At 60.8% G+C, this 17,126-nt stretch carries 19 protein-coding genes; 13 read left to right on the top strand and 6 right to left on the bottom strand.

Annotated elements, in window-relative coordinates:
* The 9 genes from DBR30_RS09365 to DBR30_RS09325 form a co-directional block, all read left to right on the top strand.
* The coding region (locus DBR30_RS09365; RefSeq protein ID WP_146181372.1) for an aldehyde dehydrogenase family protein at positions 1-878 on the top strand (878 nt) is incomplete at its 5' end.
* A gap of 221 nt (positions 879-1,099) precedes the next feature.
* The gene (gene nudC, locus DBR30_RS09360; protein WP_108542436.1) at positions 1,100-1,879 is read left to right on the top strand and encodes an NAD(+) diphosphatase; all 780 of its coding nucleotides are present in this window, start codon (positions 1,100-1,102) and stop codon (positions 1,877-1,879) included.
* Positions 1,880-2,048: 169 nt separating this feature from the next.
* Positions 2,049-3,116, top strand: coding sequence for a uroporphyrinogen decarboxylase (gene hemE / locus DBR30_RS09355; RefSeq protein WP_108542435.1), 1,068 nt, complete (start codon positions 2,049-2,051; stop codon positions 3,114-3,116).
* A gap of 112 nt (positions 3,117-3,228) precedes the next feature.
* Positions 3,229-4,158 carry an ROK family protein gene (locus DBR30_RS09350; RefSeq protein ID WP_108542434.1) on the top strand — a complete coding sequence of 310 codons (930 nt, stop codon included), beginning with the start codon at positions 3,229-3,231 and terminating at the stop codon, positions 4,156-4,158.
* 80 nt (positions 4,159-4,238) lie between these two features.
* Positions 4,239-5,249 carry an erythrose-4-phosphate dehydrogenase gene (gene epd, locus DBR30_RS09345; protein WP_042029692.1) on the top strand — a complete coding sequence of 337 codons (1,011 nt, stop codon included), beginning with the start codon at positions 4,239-4,241 and terminating at the stop codon, positions 5,247-5,249.
* A gap of 61 nt (positions 5,250-5,310) precedes the next feature.
* Positions 5,311-6,474: a phosphoglycerate kinase gene (locus DBR30_RS09340; RefSeq protein WP_033112774.1), complete on the top strand. Its 1,164-nt coding sequence runs from the start codon at positions 5,311-5,313 to the stop codon at positions 6,472-6,474.
* 115 nt (positions 6,475-6,589) lie between these two features.
* On the top strand, positions 6,590-7,669 hold the full coding sequence (gene fbaA, locus DBR30_RS09335) for a class II fructose-bisphosphate aldolase (protein ID WP_005335434.1): 1,080 nt from the start codon (positions 6,590-6,592) through the stop codon (positions 7,667-7,669).
* Between the two features lie 159 nt (positions 7,670-7,828).
* Positions 7,829-9,133 carry an NAD(P)/FAD-dependent oxidoreductase gene (locus DBR30_RS09330; protein WP_108542433.1) on the top strand — a complete coding sequence of 435 codons (1,305 nt, stop codon included), beginning with the start codon at positions 7,829-7,831 and terminating at the stop codon, positions 9,131-9,133.
* Between the two features lie 239 nt (positions 9,134-9,372).
* Complete coding sequence (locus DBR30_RS09325; RefSeq protein WP_108542432.1) at positions 9,373-9,960, top strand: hypothetical protein; 588 nt, start codon at positions 9,373-9,375, stop codon at positions 9,958-9,960.
* A 54-nt stretch (positions 9,961-10,014) separates the two neighbouring features.
* Here the strand turns inward: DBR30_RS09325 and DBR30_RS09320 are convergent, their stop codons facing one another.
* The 4 genes from DBR30_RS09320 to cutA form a co-directional block, all read right to left on the bottom strand.
* Positions 10,015-10,428, bottom strand: coding sequence for a hypothetical protein (locus tag DBR30_RS09320; RefSeq protein ID WP_108542431.1), 414 nt, complete (start codon positions 10,426-10,428; stop codon positions 10,015-10,017).
* Between the two features lie 70 nt (positions 10,429-10,498).
* Positions 10,499-10,990: a GNAT family N-acetyltransferase gene (locus DBR30_RS09315; protein WP_108542430.1), complete on the bottom strand. Its 492-nt coding sequence runs from the start codon at positions 10,988-10,990 to the stop codon at positions 10,499-10,501.
* Complete coding sequence (locus tag DBR30_RS09310; RefSeq protein WP_108542429.1) at positions 10,980-12,779, bottom strand: protein-disulfide reductase DsbD; 1,800 nt, start codon at positions 12,777-12,779, stop codon at positions 10,980-10,982. The genes DBR30_RS09315 and DBR30_RS09310 overlap by 11 nt, the downstream gene beginning before the upstream one ends.
* Entirely contained in the window at positions 12,776-13,093 is a 318-nt protein-coding gene (gene cutA / locus DBR30_RS09305; RefSeq protein WP_005335428.1) for a divalent-cation tolerance protein CutA, read from the bottom strand. Before cutA ends, DBR30_RS09310 begins: the two co-directional genes overlap by 4 nt.
* 244 nt (positions 13,094-13,337) lie before the next feature.
* Here cutA and DBR30_RS09300 point away from each other — a divergent pair, with 244 nt between their 5' ends.
* The gene (locus tag DBR30_RS09300) at positions 13,338-13,694 is read left to right on the top strand and encodes a hypothetical protein (protein ID WP_069556186.1); all 357 of its coding nucleotides are present in this window, start codon (positions 13,338-13,340) and stop codon (positions 13,692-13,694) included.
* 162 nt (positions 13,695-13,856) lie between these two features.
* On the opposite strand, the gene DBR30_RS09295 is transcribed toward DBR30_RS09300, so the two are convergent.
* On the bottom strand, positions 13,857-14,303 hold the full coding sequence (locus DBR30_RS09295; protein WP_047436069.1) for a PACE efflux transporter: 447 nt from the start codon (positions 14,301-14,303) through the stop codon (positions 13,857-13,859).
* 125 nt (positions 14,304-14,428) lie between these two features.
* On the opposite strand from DBR30_RS09295, the gene DBR30_RS09290 reads away from it, so the two are divergent.
* The gene (locus tag DBR30_RS09290; protein ID WP_076494938.1) at positions 14,429-15,310 is read left to right on the top strand and encodes a LysR family transcriptional regulator; all 882 of its coding nucleotides are present in this window, start codon (positions 14,429-14,431) and stop codon (positions 15,308-15,310) included.
* A gap of 6 nt (positions 15,311-15,316) precedes the next feature.
* Here DBR30_RS09290 and ygfZ read toward each other — a convergent pair whose 3' ends face one another.
* Positions 15,317-16,225 carry a tRNA-modifying protein YgfZ gene (ygfZ, locus tag DBR30_RS09285; protein WP_181363533.1) on the bottom strand — a complete coding sequence of 303 codons (909 nt, stop codon included), beginning with the start codon at positions 16,223-16,225 and terminating at the stop codon, positions 15,317-15,319.
* A gap of 111 nt (positions 16,226-16,336) precedes the next feature.
* On the opposite strand from ygfZ, the gene DBR30_RS09280 reads away from it, so the two are divergent.
* Entirely contained in the window at positions 16,337-16,606 is a 270-nt protein-coding gene (locus DBR30_RS09280; RefSeq protein ID WP_047436065.1) for an FAD assembly factor SdhE, read from the top strand.
* A gap of 19 nt (positions 16,607-16,625) precedes the next feature.
* Positions 16,626-17,018, top strand: a complete 393-nt coding sequence (locus DBR30_RS09275) for a protein YgfX (protein WP_108542445.1) — start codon at positions 16,626-16,628, stop codon at positions 17,016-17,018.
* Positions 17,019-17,126 lie beyond the last annotated feature (108 nt).

Below are 17,126 nucleotides of genomic sequence, written 5' to 3'. Positions count from 1 at the left end.
GTGCCACCGTCGGTGCCAAGTTGACGGCGGACTCGCGTATCGGCGGCGTCTGCTTCACCGGCTCCACCGAGACCGCCAAGCTGATCAACATGACTCTGGCCCAGCGCGATGGTGCAATTTTGCCGCTTATCGCCGAGACCGGTGGCCAGAACGCCATGATCGTCGACTCCACCGCCCTGCCGGAGCAGGTGGTGCGCGACGTGGTGAGCGCCGCCTTCCAGAGCGCCGGTCAGCGCTGCTCGGCCCTGCGGGTGCTTTATCTGCAGGAGGAGATCGCCGAGCGGGTGCTGGAGATCCTCACCGGCGCCATGCAGGAGCTGAAAGTGGGCAACCCGGCCGAGCACAACACCGATGTCGGCCCGGTGATCGATGCCGATGCCAAGGCCGGTCTCGATGCTCACCTCGCCTACATGGTGCCCCGCGCTCGCCTGATTGCGCAGGCGCCGATGCCGGCCGCGACCATGGAAGGTCACTTTGTCCAGCCGACCGCGCTGGAGATCGGCTCCATCCGCGAGCTGGCCAAGGAGCAGTTTGGCCCCATCCTGCACGTGGTGCGCTACGCCACCCGGGATCTGGACAAGGTGATCAGCGATATCAACGGCACCGGCTACGGTCTGACGCTCGGGATCCACAGCCGCAATGAATCCCACGCCGAGGAGCTGGCGAGCCGCATCAATGTCGGCAACGTCTACATCAACCGCAACCAGATCGGCGCCATGGTCGGGGTGCAACCGTTCGGCGGCCAGGGGCTCTCCGGCACCGGCCCCAAGGCGGGCGGCCCTCACTATCTCGGGCGTTTTGTTACCGAGAAGACCCGCACCATCAACACCACAGCGGTGGGCGGCAACGCCTCCCTGCTGGCGATGGGTGATGCCTGATCCGCGTCGATAGAGGCCGGATACTGGATGCCGGATAACAGCGGGCCGCCTTCGGGCGGCCTCTTTATTTGCGCCATCCGTTTTTTACGAATGGGACAATCGGCCACTGCGGGGTCGTCAGCGACCCGTGCTGGTCGTAAGATGGGAGCCATTCGCATGGCGTTTGTCCCTTGGCGGGCCCGCCGTAGCCAGGGTTTTGTTTTAACGAGAGTGTTTATCTGATGTCATTAACCGAACAAGCCCGCTGGTTCGTGCTGGGGGGCGATCATCTGGTACTGCTCGATCAGCAAGGTCAGGTGCCACAGGGCAGTAAAGCGTGTCTGCCGGCTGAGCTGGCTGACGCCCCTTTCGAGCGTTTCGACGAGTGGCAGGGACTGCCCTGTTATCTGCTGGATCTGGGGGACGAGGCTGACACGAGCGCCATGAGCCCTCTGCGCCAGCTGATGGTGGCGGGAGACGAAGAGGGCTTTCGTCTCGCGGGCCGCGCCTGGCAGCTCGTCACTTTCCGCCGCACCCACCGTTTCTGCGGCGAGTGCGGCGCCCCCATGACCCCGAAGGCGGGGGAGTGGGCGCAGGTGTGCCACCACGGCCACACGGCCTATCCGCGCATTTCACCCTGCATTATCGTGGCGGTGCGCAAGGGGCCGGAGATCCTGCTGGCGGCCCATCGCCGTCACTATCAGGCGGATGATCCCATGTATACCGTGCTGGCCGGGTTTGTGGAGGCGGGGGAGAATCTCGAGCAGTGCGTGGCGCGGGAGGTGTTCGAGGAGAGCGGCATCCGGGTGCGCAATGTGCGCTATGTGGCGAGCCAGCCCTGGCCATTCCCCCACAGTCTGATGATGGGCTTCACCGCCGACTACGAGAGCGGCGAGATCCGGGTGCAGGATGACGAACTGGTGGCCGCCGCTTTCTTTGCCGCCGACCGGCTGCCGCGCTTGCCACCCCACGGCACCATTGCCCGGCGGCTGATCGAGTTGTCACTGGCTGGCGAGGGGTAACTGGCGTTCATCTTTTCGCCGATCTTTTCGGGAATGGGGCGGTCAGGCTTGCGCCCCTTCACATCTTTGCAACCGAGAGTCCATTTGCCACGTTTTGGGCAGTCCGATCCGGTGGGCAAAGTGGTATTATGGCCGCCATTTTATGCGTGATACGAACTCAGGAACTGGGATGAAAGAGCTGAAGAACGATCGATACCTGCGCGCCCTGATGCGTCAGGACGTGGATATGACCCCGGTATGGATGATGCGCCAGGCTGGCCGTTATCTGCCGGAATACAAGGCGACTCGCGCCCAGGCGGGGGATTTTATGTCCCTGTGCCGCAACGCCGAGCTGGCCTGTGAAGTCACCCTGCAGCCGCTGCGCCGCTACCCGCTCGATGCCGCCATCCTCTTCTCCGACATCCTCACCGTGCCCGATGCCATGGGGCTGGGTCTCTACTTCGAGCAGGGTGAAGGCCCGCGCTTCGAGCGTCCGATCACCTCCATGGCCGATGTGCAGGCGCTGCCCATTCCGGATCCGGAAGATGAGCTGGGCTACGTGATGAATGCGGTGCGCACCATCCGCCGCGAGCTGAAGGGCGAAGTGCCGCTGATCGGTTTCTCTGGCAGCCCATGGACTCTGGCCACCTACATGGTGGAGGGGGGTAGCTCCAAGGCATTCACCAAGATCAAGCAGATGATGTACGCAGAGCCGCAAACCCTGCACCTGCTGCTCGACAAGCTGGCCGACAGCGTGATTGCCTACCTCAACGCCCAGATCAAGGCGGGTGCGCAGGCTGTCATGGTGTTCGACACCTGGGGCGGCGTGCTCACCCCGCGCGATTACCGCGACTTTTCCCTGCAGTACATGCACAAGATTGTCGATGGTCTGATCCGCGAGCACGACGGTCGCCGCGTGCCGGTCACCCTGTTCACCAAGAACGGCGGCCAGTGGCTGGAGCAGATCGCCGCCACCGGTTGCGATGCGCTGGGTCTGGACTGGACCACCGACATTGCCGACGCCAAGCGTCGGGTCGGCGACAAGGTGGCGCTGCAGGGCAACATGGATCCCTCCATGCTCTACGCCACTCCGGCTCGCATCCGTGAAGAGGTCGCCTCCATTCTGGCCGGTTTCGGTCACGGCAATGGCCACGTCTTCAACCTCGGCCACGGCATCCATCAGGATGTGAACCCGGAACACGCCGGCGTGTTCGTCAACGCGGTACACGAGCTCTCTGCCCAGTACCACGGCCGCTAAGGCCGGGGCGAGAGAAGAAGAGTTTGTTTGATATCCGGGGCCGTCAGGCCCCGTTTTACATTAAAAAATGGCGCTGCGACGACGAGCGCGTGGCGTCAGTGCAGGAGGCAAGATGAGCAGCAAGTCACTGGATTGGGGTATCGATCTTGGCGGTACCAAGTGTGAATGCGTGGTGCTGGATGGCGACGAGGTGCTGCTGCGCCACCGCATCCCCACCGAACGGGCGGGCGGTTATGAGCATATGATCGGCCAGATCGCCAAGCTGGTAGCTGAGTGCGCCGAGAAGATTGGCCAGCGCCCGATCGTCATCGGCATGGGCACGCCGGGGGCGCGGGATCCGCAGACCGGCCTGATGAAGAACTGCAACACCACCGAGCTCAATGGCAAGCCGTTCAAGGAGGATCTGGAGCGCAAGCTGGGCGTGCCGGTGCTGATCGCCAACGATGCCAACTGCTTCGCGCTGGCAGAAACCCATCTTGGCGCGGTACGCCAGCACCATCCCGATGCGAAAGTGGTGTTCGGCATCATCATGGGTACCGGGGTCGGCTCCGGCATTGTCATCAACGGCCGTATTCTCAATGGTCATCACGGTATCGCCGGCGAGTGGGGCCACAACGTGCTCTCCCCCGATGGCCCCGAGTGCTACTGCGGCAAGCACGGCTGCGTCGAGACCCTGATCAGCGGCCCGGCGCTGGAGGCGTGGTACGAGGCCAAGGCCAAACGTCGCCTCTCACTGGCTCAAATCGCGGCTGCCACCGCCCACGATCATGTGGCCAAGCTCACCATCGATCGGCTGCATCTGCTGTTTGGTCAGGCGCTGGCCAATGTGGTCAATATTCTCGACCCGGATGTTATTGTCATCGGCGGTGGGGTCGGTAACGTGCAGAGCCTCTACAGCGTGGGGCGGCAGACTATTTTGCCCTTCCTCTTTAATCCCCGTTTCAGTGCCCCCATTATTGCTCCAGCCCTTGGTGACAGTGCCGGGGTATTCGGGGCGGCCCTGCTGGCCCGTGGTGAATTCAAGGATGCCCTGCTGTCGTGAGCCGGGCCCGGGCAGCCGGTCGGCTGCTCTTTTCTCTAGCCCATGCGCTAGCAAATCAGTGGTAAGGAACTGGCTGCCAGATGATCAAGATTGCCATCAACGGTTACGGACGGATCGGCCGCAATGTACTGCGAGCCCTCTACGAGAGCGGGCGCGACAAGACCATCAAGATCGTCGCCATCAACGAGCTGGCGGCTCCCGAAGCCATGGTGCATCTGACCCGCTTCGATACCAGCCACGGCCGTTTTCACTATCCGGTGCAGCTGGCTGGCAACAGCATGCTGGTGGGGGAGGATCTCATCTCCCTGTTTGCCGAGCGGGATCCGTCGAACTTGCCGTGGCGGGCGCTGGGGGTGGATGTGGTACTCGACTGCACCGGGGTATTTGGCTCGCGGGCCGATGCCGAACTCCATCTGGCGGCGGGGGCGGGCAAGGTACTCTTCTCTCATCCGGCCGAAGCAGATGTGGACGCCACCATCGTCTACGGGGTCAACCATCAGGTGCTGACAGGGCGCGAGCGGATCGTCTCCAACGCCTCCTGTACCACCAACTGCGTGGTGCCGGTGATTGAAACATTGCATCGAGAATTCGAGATAAATTGTGGTACTATTACGACAATTCATTCGGCCATGCATGATCAGCAAGTCATCGATGCCTACCACAGTGACTTGCGCCGAACCCGCGCTGCCAGTCAGTCCATCATTCCGGTGGATACCAAGCTGGCAAAGGGGCTGGAGCGTATCCTGCCCCACTTCGCCGGCAAGTTCGAGGCGATCGCGGTGCGGGTGCCGACCATCAATGTAACAGCGATGGATCTGAGTATTACTGTTCGTAAAAAAGTGACAGTTAGTGACGTAAATCAAGCCCTGCAACGGGCATCCAGAGGTACATTACACGGTATTCTGGATTACACGGAAGAACCGCTGGTCTCCGTAGACTTCAATCATGATGCGCACTCATGCATCATTGATGGTACCCAGACCCGAGTGAGCGATGCCAACCTCGTCAAGATGTTGATGTGGTGCGATAACGAATGGGGCTTCGCAAACCGGATGCTGGATACCACCCGGGCCATGATGGTTGCAGGCTGAGCCTGCCCTGGGCGAAAGGTTACTGTTTTTAACATTACCTGGAAAATATAGAGGACTGAATATGTCTGTTATCAAGATGACTGACCTGGATCTGGCGGGCAAACGCGTTCTGATCCGTGCTGACCTGAACGTGCCGGTAAAAGACGGAAAGGTCACCTCCGATGCACGTATCGTCGCTACCCTGCCGACCATCAAGCTGGCTCTGGAAAAGGGCGCCAAGCTGATGATCACCTCCCACCTGGGTCGTCCGACCGAAGGCGAGTACAACGAAGAGTTCTCTCTGCTGCCGGTTGTCAACTATCTGAAAGACGCTCTGTCCTGCCCGGTTCGCCTGGCCAAGGATTACCTGGATGGCGTAGAAGTCGCTGCCGGTGAGCTGGTTGTGCTGGAAAACTGCCGTTTCAACAAAGGCGAGAAGAAGAACACCGAAGAGCTGGCCAAAAAATACGCCGCCCTGTGTGACGTCTTTGTAATGGATGCGTTCGGTACTGCTCACCGCGCCGAAGGCTCCACCTACGGTGTGGCTCAGTTCGCTCCGGTAGCTTGTGCCGGCCCGCTGCTGGCTGGTGAACTGGAAGCGCTGGGCAAAGCCATGCTGAAGCCCGAGCGCCCGATGGTTGCCATCGTTGGCGGCTCTAAGGTCTCCACCAAGCTGACCGTTCTGGAATCCCTCTCCAAAATCGCTGACCAGCTGGTTGTCGGTGGTGGCATCGCCAACACCTTCATCGCTGCTGCCGGTCACAACGTCGGCAAGTCCCTGTGCGAGCACGACCTGATCGACACTGCCAAGAAACTGGCTGCCGAGACCAACATTCCTGTGACCACCGACGTGGTTGTTGGTGCCGAGTTCTCCGAGTCCACTCCGGCGACCATCAAGTCTGTAAGCGATGTGACCGACGGCGACATGATCTTCGACATCGGCCCTGACTCTGCCAAGGCTCTGGCTGACATCATCATGAACGCCAAGACCATCCTGTGGAACGGCCCGGTTGGCGTGTTCGAGTTCGACCAGTTCGCTGAAGGCACCAAGATCATCGCCGAAGCCATCGCTGCTTCTCCGGCCTTCTCCATCGCTGGCGGTGGTGACACCCTGGCTGCCATCGACAAGTTCGGCATCGCTGACAAAGTCTCCTACATCTCCACTGGCGGCGGCGCCTTCCTGGAGTTCGTAGAAGGCAAGGTTCTGCCGGCTGTTGAGATTCTGGAACAGCGCGCCAAAGCCTAATTGACCCGGAACGGGGGGCAAAAGCCTCCCGTTTCGTTTATCATGTGCCCGCTGTGCCGGTTCATGATGAACCCCCCATTTTTTATTAACGGCATACGAGACAGGACGATTAAACATGTCTAAGAAAATTTTCGACTTCGTAAAACCCGGCGTGATCACTGGTGATGACGTTCAGAAAGTGTTCGCCATCGCTAAAGAGAACGGCTTCGCTCTGCCGGCCGTAAACTGCGTTGGTACCGACTCCGTGAACGCCGTACTGGAAGCTGCCGCCAAGGTTAAAGCGCCGGTTATCGTTCAGTTCTCCAACGGTGGTGCCGTGTTCACCGCTGGTAAGGGTCTGAAGCTGGAAGGTCAGAAAGCTGCCATCCTGGGTGCCATCTCCGGTGCCAAGCACGTTCACGCTGTTGCCGAAGCTTACGGCGTGCCGGTAATCCTGCACACCGACCACGCTGCCAAGAAGCTGCTGCCGTGGATCGACGGTCTGCTGGAAGCGGGCGAGAAGCACTTTGCTGAAACCGGCAAGCCGCTGTTCTCCTCCCACATGCTGGATCTGTCCGAAGAGTCTCTGGAAGAGAACATCGACATCTGCTGCGAGTACCTGACCCGCATGGCCAAGATGAACATGACTCTGGAGCTGGAACTGGGTTGCACCGGTGGCGAAGAAGACGGCGTCGACAACAGCCACATGGATCAGTCCGCTCTGTACACCCAGCCGGAAGATGTTGCTTACGCTTACGAGCGTCTGTCCAAGATCAGCCCGCGTTTCACCATCGCTGCCTCCTTCGGCAACGTACACGGTGTATACAAGCCGGGTAACGTCAAACTGACCCCGTCCATCCTAGACGCTTCCCAGAAGTACGTTTCCGAGAAGTTCGGCATCCCTGCCAAGTCTCTGGACTTCGTATTCCACGGTGGTTCAGGTTCCACTCTGGAAGAGATCCGCGAGTCCATCTCCTACGGCGTAGTGAAGATGAACATCGACACCGACACCCAGTGGGCAACCTGGGAAGGTCTGCTGAACTTCTACAAGAAGAACGAAGCTTACCTGCAAGGCCAGCTGGGCAACCCGGAAGGCGCCGACAAGCCGAACAAGAAGTACTACGATCCGCGCGTATGGTTGCGTGAAGGTCAGACTTCCATGATCGCTCGTCTGGAGAAAGCATTCTCCGACCTGAACGCCATCGACGTACTGTAATTCGTTACAACACCTTGATTGCATGAAAAGGCGCCCTTCGGGGCGCCTTTTGCATTTCTGTGATCCGCACCGGTTGGTGAGTGGAGGAGGAACTGGGTATTATCGAAACAACTTTGCTTATTTTATTAAACAATTTGCAACCAAGGCAGGATGCTGAGTATGCAGGCAGGAAAGCACAACGGATATCAGGAGCACGTCGCCTCCTACTACGCGGCCACCCGCAACGACTCGCAACTGTGGCCCGAGCTGGAGGGGGAGCACAAGGCTGACGTCTGCATCATTGGCGGCGGTTTCACCGGTCTGAATACCGCCATCAATCTGGCTGATGCCGGTTACAAGGTCGTCTTGCTGGAGGCCAACCGTATCGGCTGGGGCGCCTCCGGGCGCAACGGCGGTCAGCTTATTCGCGGTATCGGCCACGATACCAGCCAGTTTGCCCGCTGGATTGGCGAGCAAGGAGTGCGCGAGCTCGATTTGATGGGGTTGGAGGCGGTGCAACTGGTACGCGAGCGGGTCGAGCGTTTCAATATCGAGTGCGATCTCACCTGGGGTTACTGCGATCTGGCCACCCGTCAGCGCCATCTGACCGGCTTTGAAGAGGATCTCGACCATCTGGCGAGCCTCGGCTATGAGCATGAACTCAAGCTGGTGCCGCGGGAAGATATCCATAGCGTGGTGGGGTCGGATCGCTATATCGGCGGCCTCATCGACATGGGCTCCGGCCATCTCCATCCCCTCAATCTGGCGCTGGGCGAGGCGCGTGCCGCTGCCAGCCTCGGGGTTTCCCTGTTTGAACATTCCCGGGTGACCCATATCGAGTACGGCAAGCAGGTAGAGGTGACCACCGCCCACGGCCGGGTCACTGCCGACTATCTGGTGATCGGCTGCAACGCCTATCTCAATGACCTCAATCCGGAGCTGGGAGGGCGGGTGCTGCCGGCCGGTTCCTACATTCTCGCCACCGAGGTGCTCGATCGCCGCTTGCGCCAGCGCCTGCTGCCGCAAAACATGGCGGTATGCGATCAGAACGTAGCGCTCGACTACTACCGCCTCTCCGCCGACGGCCGCCTGCTGTTTGGCGGCGCCTGCAACTACTCCGGCCGGGATCCCCGCGATATCAAGGCCTTCATGCTACCCAAGTTGTTGCGGGTATTCCCCGAGCTGGCTGGCACTGCCATCGAGTTTCAGTGGGGCGGCATGATCGGGATCGGCGCCAACCGGCTGCCGCAGATTGGCCGCTTGAAGGAACACCCCAACGTGCTCTACGCCCAGGCCTATTCGGGTCACGGCCTCAACGCTACCCATATGGCGGGCAAGCTGGTAGCCGAGGCGATCCGCGGCGAAAGCCGGGGTTTCGATCTCTTTGCCAGCGTGCCCCATATCACCTTCCCCGGCGGCCCGGCGCTGCGCTCCCCGCTGCTGGCACTGGGAATGTTGTGGCACCGGATGAAGGATATCTTCTGACCCCCATTGTCAGCCTGCGCAGTGATGGCTGAACGTAGCCCTTTTTGCCAACCCCTTGTTTATAGCGGGTTGGCACTATCGTTCCGTCTGATAGACCAAAAGATGCATTTGCGCCAATCCCTTCCGGTTGGCGCTATCTTTTAGGTGTGAGAGCGGTTATCTGCCAAGGGGACGAGGGTGTGTCTGCTTGCCGGAATATTTGCCGAAAATGGCCAGAGGGCGGGGAGAGGAGGGCCAAGATGGACATAAATGTAGTCGCGTCAGGCGGGCTCAGCCCGCTGTCGCAACGGCAGGGTTCTCCCGCTGTGCAGGCACAGGAGCGGGCTGTAACTTCACCATCAACGGGCAGTGACAGCCTGGTGCGCGACCTTGGCGCCGTGCTGGATGAGCTCGGGTTGTCGTCGAAAGGGGAGGATCGCAGCGGGAGCAGCATCTCAATCAGAGATTCGCTGGAAGCATTCATCAACACCATGATGGGCTCCCTGCAACAGCAGCAGGAGCAACAGCTGGCATTGCAGCAACAACAGCGGCAAGAGCAGGAACAGCGCAAACTCGCCATCGCCGACAGCAGCGAAAACCCGCTCAAGCGGGATCTGGAGCGCCTGCTGGAGACGCTGGATCAGCAGGGCGGACAGGGAAAAGAGAGCGAGCAAGGCGCCGAGCGTGAAGCGGTCAACCCCTTGCAGAACCAGCTGACCAAGCTGCTGGAGAGCAGTGGTGCGGTAGAGAGCGGGGTCACCCTCAAGGAGGTGCTGTCAGGGTTGGCCAGCAAGTTGCCGAGCGAACCTGCCGAGCGAAAAGGGTATCGGGTCGATACCCAGGTTTGAGCTGGTTGGCAACAGCAGTCCAGTAGTTGCAGTGCGTAAGGGGCGGGCAGCCCTTTATTGGGCCGGTTCCGCCAGTCGCCACCCCTGTTCGTCCTTCATCATCCACACCTCGGCCTCTTGTGGCAGCACCTGGCCCGCCTCGAACTCGCCATATTTACGCTCGAGCTCCATCAGCCCCATCTCCTGCTGGAAGGGGCCAACCCGGTCGTAGACCAGATCCTCGTCGTGCAACACCTGTAACTGATCGAGCCCCTGTTTGAAGTGGAGCTGGTAACTCACCTTGACCAGATAGACCCCCTCCATCCGCTCCTGCTTGCCGAGGATGGTGAAGTCGCTGATTTCGAACAGGTTGGCGTCTGTCTCGGCCAGTAGCTTGGCGGTGACCTGCTGGCGGATATCCTCTTCACCGGGCCCTGCACTGCAGCCATAAAGCCAGAGGGCTAGCAGGGGGATGAACCACTTTTTCATCAAAACTCCGGACAAGTACAAAACGAGAGGGGCGATTGTGCCACGCGAATGCGCGGCGGCAAACCTCGGCTCACGGTTCCAGTGAACGTTCCAGCACGATGGCCTCGGCCCGATAACCAGCCAGCTCGCGGCGATAGCACTCGGTGAACCCTCTGCGCAGCCAGAAGGATAGAGCACTCTCATTGCTGGCAATCACTGACAGGCGAAGCCGGGTAGCCCCCCATGAGCTTGCCAGCGTGCAGGCGTGAAGATAGAGCGACTGACCACGGCCACTCCCTTGCCAGGGTTCCCCCACCAGTAACAGACCCAGATAGGCGGTGTCTGGATTGGGGTAGCCGCGCAGCAGATCAATGACAGCGGTGAGCTCTCCCTGCTCCCAGCGGCCGATGAGATGTTTGTCGGAGAGAGGCAGGCCGGGTGGGCAGGCGACAAGTTCCTCTTCTCCTGCCTGTGCAGAGAGAGGGTCATTGCTCACCGCCGCCTGATAGGAGGGGGCCTGCTCGAACAGCCGCTGCAAGGCTGGTGCATCGCTTGTCTGCAGCCGACGCAACTCAGTGTGCATCACTTACCATCTCGAGATGTTTGGCAAAGGGGATAGGCCCCATAAAACCGGTGACCCGCTGCCCTGTCAGCTCCTTGCCCTCGCGGTCGAAGAAGATCAGGGTCGGCAGCCCCAGCACATTGAGACTGTTGAGGAGCTCGATATCGGCATCGTCGTTGGCGGTAACATCCGCCTGCAGCAGCACCATCTGGCCGAAGCGCTCCCTCACCGTGGGATCGCTGAAGGTCTTGTGCTCGAACTCCTTGCAGGCGACGCACCAGTCGGCGTAGAGGTCGAGCAGCACCGGCTTGCCGCGGGCGGCGGCCAGCTGCACCTTGAGATCATCCAGCGTCTTGACGCGGATAAACTGCGGCGCCGTTTGACTGGCATCCGCCGTGGCGGCAGCAGGACCGGCCGGTTGCAGCAGATCCTTGCCCACTACCACGGCGCTGATCATCGCCAGCAACAGTACGAAGCCCCGCACGCTTTGGGCCACCGAGTGGGGTTGGTGCTGGTTGTGGTGATAGAGGTAGCCGCACAGCAGCAGCCCCCAGCCGAGCCAGGCGAGGGTAGTAACTTGATCGCTCCATAGCCGTGACAGCAGCAGGATCGGCACTGCCAGCAGGGCAAAACCAAACAGCTGCTTGATCACATCCATCCAGGCGCCCGCCTTGGGCAGTAGCTTGCCACCCGAGGTGCCGAGCAGCAGCAGCGGCAGCCCCATCCCCAGTGACAGCGCATAGAGCGCCGCCCCGCCGAGCCAGAGATCGCCGCTCTGGGCCACGTAGATCAGCGCCCCCGAGAGCGGCGCCGTGGTGCAGGGGGAGCAGACCAGCCCGGAGATCATCCCCATGATGGCGACCCCGACTACAGAGCCGCCCTGCTGGCGGTTGGAGAGACCGGAGAGCCGGGTCTGCAAACTGCTCGGCAGTTGCAGGGTGTAGAGTCCGAACATGGAGAGGGCCAGCAGCACGAACATCACCGAGAGGCCGATCAGCACATAGGGGTGTTGCAGAGCCGCCTGGAATTTCAGACCTGCCGAGGCCACTAACAGCCCCAGCAGGGTGTAGGTGACCGCCATCCCCTGCACATAGACCATGGAGAGCAGGAAGGCACGGCCGGTGGAGAGGCGATGGCCGGCGCCAGCGATGATGCCGGTCAGGATTGGGTACATGGGGAAGACGCAGGGGGTGAAGGCGAGCCCCAGCCCCAGTGCGAAGAAGGCGACGATGCTGAGCCAGAACCCCTGATGGCCGAGGGCAGCTGCCAGCTGATCTTGCTGGCTAACCGGTGCGACGCTTTGTGCCGTATCAGCAGTGGACGCTGTGGTTGCCGTGACCAGCGGGGCCACGTCGATCAGTTTGTCGGTCGGCGGGTAGCAGAGGCCGTCGGTGCAGCCCTGATAGCGCACCCGCAGGGTGGCATTTTCCCCCACCTCCTTTAGCGGCACAGCGATGCTCACCTGCTGGTAGTAGACCCGGGTCTTGCCGAAGAAGTCATCCTCGTGCTCGGTGCCTTCCGGCAGGGTCGGCTCGCTGAAGGTGAGGTTGTTCCCCTTGAAGCGCAGGCTATGGCGATAGAGGTAGTAGTCGTCGGCGATGTGGAGGGTCAGCAGCAGCTGATCGCCGCGCTGTTCGCTCTCGACCTGAAAGGCCTCATCGACCTGCAAAAATTTGGGCTTGGCATTGGCTTCAATGCCCAGCGAGCTGAGCAGATCGGCGCCGCTAGCGTGGGCTGGGGAGCTGCCCACCGCTGTCATCAGCAGGGCACAGAGCAGCAACAAAGGAGAGAGCAAGCGGGTGAACGTCATGAGGTCTCCCCATTGAGCCAGTCGAGATAGGCAGGTAGTCCGGCACTTACCGGCAGGGCCAGCAGCTCGGGCACCTCATAGGGGTGATTGGCTTGAATACATGCCTGCAGCTCGGCAAAGAGTGGCTGGCGGGATTTGATGATGAGCTGGATCTCGGTGGCGCGCTCTACCTTGCCTTGCCAACGATAGACGGAGGTAATGCCCGGCAGTTGATTAATGCAGGCGGCCAGCCGCTGGTTCAGCAGCTGTTCGCAGAGAAGGTCGGCACTGGTTTGATCTGGGCAGGTGCAGAGCACCACAATGGCGTCGGTCATAAAGCGGATCTTCACCTCGTTGGGGTAAACCGGGCAGGCGCCCTTGCCGTCTCATCCCTGTCTGCGGATGAAGGTGAAAAAAGCGCCCGAAAATCAGCGGCTACTATACCCCAGAGGCGCTTCAAATAGCATCTGTAGCCATTTGTGAGCCAGCGCCAAAAATTTGTGGGGGGCATGAGATAGACGCTGTCATGGGGACAGGGCAGAATGAGCTGGCTTGTTCCCAATTGACGTAAGGAAATGTATGACCCAACAGAATGAGCAGCAGAGAAACCGCATGTTGAGCCTGCTGCGCGAAGGTGAGCGCCGCATGTTGGTTCAATTGGCCGGGCTGCTGCGCACCACCGCCGATGAAATCAATGCCGAGCTGGAGAAAGAGGAGCTGATGGCCACCCTGGAGCAGCCCATCACGGTGGAGTATCTCAACGGCGTGGTGCAGCACCATCTGTTCGAGCGCAAACACAAGGGAGATATGGCGGTTGCCCAGCAGATCCTGAGCGATTATCAGAGCGAGCTGGAAGCGCTGCAGGTAGCTCAGGCCCAGCCTGAAGAGGCTGCCGCTGCCGACGAGAGCGGCGAAGAGCTCAAAGCCCAGGCTTGAGCGACGGGCAGGCCTGAATCCTTACCTCTGAATCAGCCGGCCTGCCAGCGCTGATCCCTGTTGCGGCCCCATCATGTCTGCCATGATGGGGCCGTGCCGTTTCTTCTGTTGCCTTCCCTTGTTGACCTTCACTTCTCGGTTTCAATCCAACTGATTCGTGCCTTAGCGCGCCTCTTGGGGCATGCCGTGCGGCACTTCGCGGGGGATGGGAAACACCTTGTCATAGCCCCAGTTGTAGACGAAGGCATAGATCAGGTAGAAGACGACGAAGCCCAGATCCAGCACCAGCGCCTCCAGCAGGCTGACGCTCAGCCACCAGGACATGACCGGCAGCGCGACGATCAGCAGACCGCCCTCAAAGCCGAAGGTATGCAGCACCCGTTGCCACAGGGTCTTGTGGGTATGGCCCTGATATTTCAGCAGCAGCTTGTCGACTCCGATGTTGTAGATGTAGTTCCAGACGGTGGCCAGCACCGAGAAGAACAGTGCCAGCGGGCCCATATGGTTGAGCCCGACCCCGGTAACCCAGCTGGCCAGCGGGGCGGCAATCAGCAGGCCAATGAATTCAAAGCCAATAGCATGGCGCAGGCGATCGTTACGGGTACGCATAAGTCACTCTCTCAATCAGGTTCATTCACGGATTGCAGGTTAATCTATAGAACTTTAGCGATAGATTCATGTTGGTATCCATCGCTAAAATAGATGGATGAGAGGGCTTGCCGGAGGGCCATAAGATGACGCCATCACTGGAACAACTGAGGATCTTGCTGGCGGCCGCCGAAACCGGCTCGTTTTCCGCTGCCGCCCGCAAGCTGGGCAAGGCGCAGTCGGTGGTGAGCAGCGCCATCGCCAATCTGGAGATCGATCTGGCGCTCACCCTGTTTGACCGCAGCGGCCGCTATCCGCAGCTGACGGAGGCGGGGGCCCGCATGGTGCAGGAGGCGGGGATCCTGCTGGCGCAGAGTGAACGATTGCAATCCATTGCCGGGGAGCTGGCGGCCGGGGTGGAGACGCGCCTCACTCTGGCCATTGATGATGACTCCCACCTGCCCTGGCTCGGCACCCTGCTGGAGGAGTTCGCCACTCGTTACCCGACCGTGGAGCTGGAGCTGCTCTTCCCGCTGATGGAAGATGTGACAGAGATGCTGGTGACCGGCCGGGCTCAGCTCGGGATCAGTTATCAGAAAGTGCATCCCCAGCGGGAGATTGTTGCCCATTCGCTGGGGGAGGTGACCATGCCGCTGGTGGTGTCACCGGATCATCCGCTGGCCCGCAAGCAGCCGCTGCGGGAGGTCGATCTGCAGGGGGCACGTCAGCTGATGGTCACCGGCCGACGGGAAGGGAGCGAGCGCCAGCGTTTTCGCATCTCGGCTCAGGTGTGGTGGGTCGAGGGGGATCTCGGGGTGCTGGAGCTGGTCAAGCGGGGCCTTGGCTGGTCCGCCATCCCGGAATTTCTGCTGCATCAGCCGCTGGCTCGCGGCGAAGTGGTGGTGCTGGAGCCGGACTTTATCGCCAGCCACGCGCTGGCGCTGGAGTTGCAGTGGCATCGCGCCCGCCCGCTGGGGCAGGCGGGGCGCTGGCTGAAGGAGGCACTGCTGGCGCGGGTGCCTCGCTAGCCGACCTTACTCGGTCAGGGCGTAAGGCAGGGGTTGCAGGGTGAGGCGGGAGCCTTCGTCCTGCTTGAGGCGGAATTGGGCGTCAGCCTCGGTATCTTTTGGTAGCACGGCGGTGAGCCACACCTGCCCGGCCTGTTGCCAGGCGTTGAGCACCATGCCGCTGCGACGCCAGTTGTCACCCAGTTGCAGCTCCAAGGTATCGCCGCTGGCAACTGGCTCGCCGCTAGTCCCCGCCAGCAGGAACAGGGCGCGGTTGTTGGCGCCGCGATACTTGGCGCGGGCCACCGTCTCCTGTCCCATGTAGCAGCCCTTGTTGAAGCTGATGCCGTCCAGTGCCTGCAGGTTGAGCATCTGCGGGATGAACTCCCCCTGATGCACCGCTTCCATGTGTGGCAGGCCCGCCTTGATCTCGAGCCCCCACCAGAGTGACTCGTCACCTTGCGGCAGGGCGTCGGCTTGCTGATTGCTTACCAGCAGCCAGCGATCCTGCTCAATCTTCACCGCCATGCCGCCGTCGATAAGACCGCTCTGCAGAAGGCCAAATTGCGCGGCGATCCACTCATCGCTGCCCGCACCGGCGATCCCGGTGGCGTGGCGTTCATCGGCGGCGATCTCGACCTTGGAGAAGACGGCAAATTTCTTCAGCTCCGGCAACTGACGCTCCAGTACAGAGGGGCTGGTCAGCAGCAGCAGGCTGTCGTCGAGACAGAGCAGGCGGAAATTGCTCCACAGCTTGCCCTTGGGATCACAGTGGCCACCCGGGGTCTGTTGCCCCGGTTGCAGGGCGTTGACATCACAGGTGACCTGACCTTGCAGATATTTGACGCGATCCTGGCCGCTGATACGGGTGATGGCCAGCTTGGTCAGGGGGAAGCGGGTCGGCTCGGCAGGAAAAACAGGTGGTTGCAGGCTCACGATGGTATTCCAGAGAGAAAGTATGTGAGCTGCATGGTAAAGACGTAACTAATGTTTGTCAGCCGGAAAATCCAGCTGGTACCATCCCCCGGTCTTTGTAAGGAGAGTGCCATGTTGAGCCCAGTTGAAAAATCCCGCCTGAAGTGGGCCTGCCGTCGCGGTATGCTCGAGCTGGATGTGATCTTTATGCCCTTTTTCGAACACGAGTTCGACGCCCTGAGTGAAGCCGATCAGCAGACCTTTATCCGCCTGCTGGCGAGCGACGATCCGGATCTGTTCAAATGGTGCATGGGTCATGGTGTCCCTGCCGATCCCGCATTTGCCGCCATGATCCCGATGATCCTGGAGCGCAATCAGGCGCGCCACGACCGCCAGGGGTAATACCGTGGAGCGGGTGATCATGACAGTTCACCCCTCCCGCCATCAGCAATATTTGCTGGTGGCCCTCTTTCTGTTGCTGCTCTGGCCGGTGGCTGGCCTGATTGCCGGTTGGCAGTGGGCGCTGTTGCTGCCCGTCTGGCTGGTGGTGCTCTGGCTGAGCTGGCGGGCGCTTGCCGAGCCCCCGTTCGAGCTTGTCTGGGATGGCCAGTGGCTACAGTGGCAAGGTCGTCGCTATCAGCTCGACAAGAAAAGCCGCATTCTGCCCGGTGTGCTCAGGCTAGCGCTTTGTCCCGATCCGCAAGAGAGTGGAGCCGTGTCGCCACGGCAACTGTGGCTCTTCTCCGATGCCCTTCCCCCCGAACATTACCGCCTGCTGGCGCGAGCCATCCACTTTCTGCCGTCCCGGCGCTGACGCCTGCTTTCCGTGATGACCATGCGCTGATTTATCGCGATAAGCTGCTGCCATGTGGCTGGCGACACTCTTTTTGTGGCTGAAAAGCGGTTGAAAACAAGTGACCCC

The sequence above is a fragment of the Aeromonas sp. HMWF017 genome (assembly GCF_003061465.1).
GTDB classification, from domain to species: Bacteria; Pseudomonadota; Gammaproteobacteria; order Enterobacterales; family Aeromonadaceae; genus Aeromonas; species Aeromonas veronii.
Note: the sequence above shows the minus strand (reverse complement) of the source record. Positions and strands in the feature narration are given on the sequence as shown.

Bases quoted from the DNA above. Each gene is read 5' to 3' on its own strand.
- DBR30_RS09330 (WP_108542433.1), top strand. From the start codon at position 7,829: ATGCAGGCAGGAAAGCACAACGGATATCAGGAGCACGTCGCCTCCTAC.
- DBR30_RS09315 (WP_108542430.1), bottom strand. From the start codon at position 10,990: ATGCACACTGAGTTGCGTCGGCTGCAGACAAGCGATGCACCAGCCTTG.
- hemE (WP_108542435.1), top strand. From the start codon at position 2,049: ATGAAAGAGCTGAAGAACGATCGATACCTGCGCGCCCTGATGCGTCAG.
- DBR30_RS09295 (WP_047436069.1), bottom strand. From the start codon at position 14,303: ATGCGTACCCGTAACGATCGCCTGCGCCATGCTATTGGCTTTGAATTC.
- nudC (WP_108542436.1), top strand. From the start codon at position 1,100: ATGTCATTAACCGAACAAGCCCGCTGGTTCGTGCTGGGGGGCGATCAT.
- DBR30_RS09310 (WP_108542429.1), bottom strand. From the start codon at position 12,779: ATGACGTTCACCCGCTTGCTCTCTCCTTTGTTGCTGCTCTGTGCCCTG.
- DBR30_RS09280 (WP_047436065.1), top strand. From the start codon at position 16,337: ATGTTGAGCCCAGTTGAAAAATCCCGCCTGAAGTGGGCCTGCCGTCGC.
- fbaA (WP_005335434.1), top strand. From the start codon at position 6,590: ATGTCTAAGAAAATTTTCGACTTCGTAAAACCCGGCGTGATCACTGGT.
- DBR30_RS09340 (WP_033112774.1), top strand. From the start codon at position 5,311: ATGTCTGTTATCAAGATGACTGACCTGGATCTGGCGGGCAAACGCGTT.
- DBR30_RS09350 (WP_108542434.1), top strand. From the start codon at position 3,229: ATGAGCAGCAAGTCACTGGATTGGGGTATCGATCTTGGCGGTACCAAG.
- DBR30_RS09300 (WP_069556186.1), top strand. From the start codon at position 13,338: ATGACCCAACAGAATGAGCAGCAGAGAAACCGCATGTTGAGCCTGCTG.
- cutA (WP_005335428.1), bottom strand. From the start codon at position 13,093: ATGACCGACGCCATTGTGGTGCTCTGCACCTGCCCAGATCAAACCAGT.
- DBR30_RS09325 (WP_108542432.1), top strand. From the start codon at position 9,373: ATGGACATAAATGTAGTCGCGTCAGGCGGGCTCAGCCCGCTGTCGCAA.
- DBR30_RS09275 (WP_108542445.1), top strand. From the start codon at position 16,626: ATGACAGTTCACCCCTCCCGCCATCAGCAATATTTGCTGGTGGCCCTC.
- epd (WP_042029692.1), top strand. From the start codon at position 4,239: ATGATCAAGATTGCCATCAACGGTTACGGACGGATCGGCCGCAATGTA.
- DBR30_RS09320 (WP_108542431.1), bottom strand. From the start codon at position 10,428: ATGAAAAAGTGGTTCATCCCCCTGCTAGCCCTCTGGCTTTATGGCTGC.
- DBR30_RS09290 (WP_076494938.1), top strand. From the start codon at position 14,429: ATGACGCCATCACTGGAACAACTGAGGATCTTGCTGGCGGCCGCCGAA.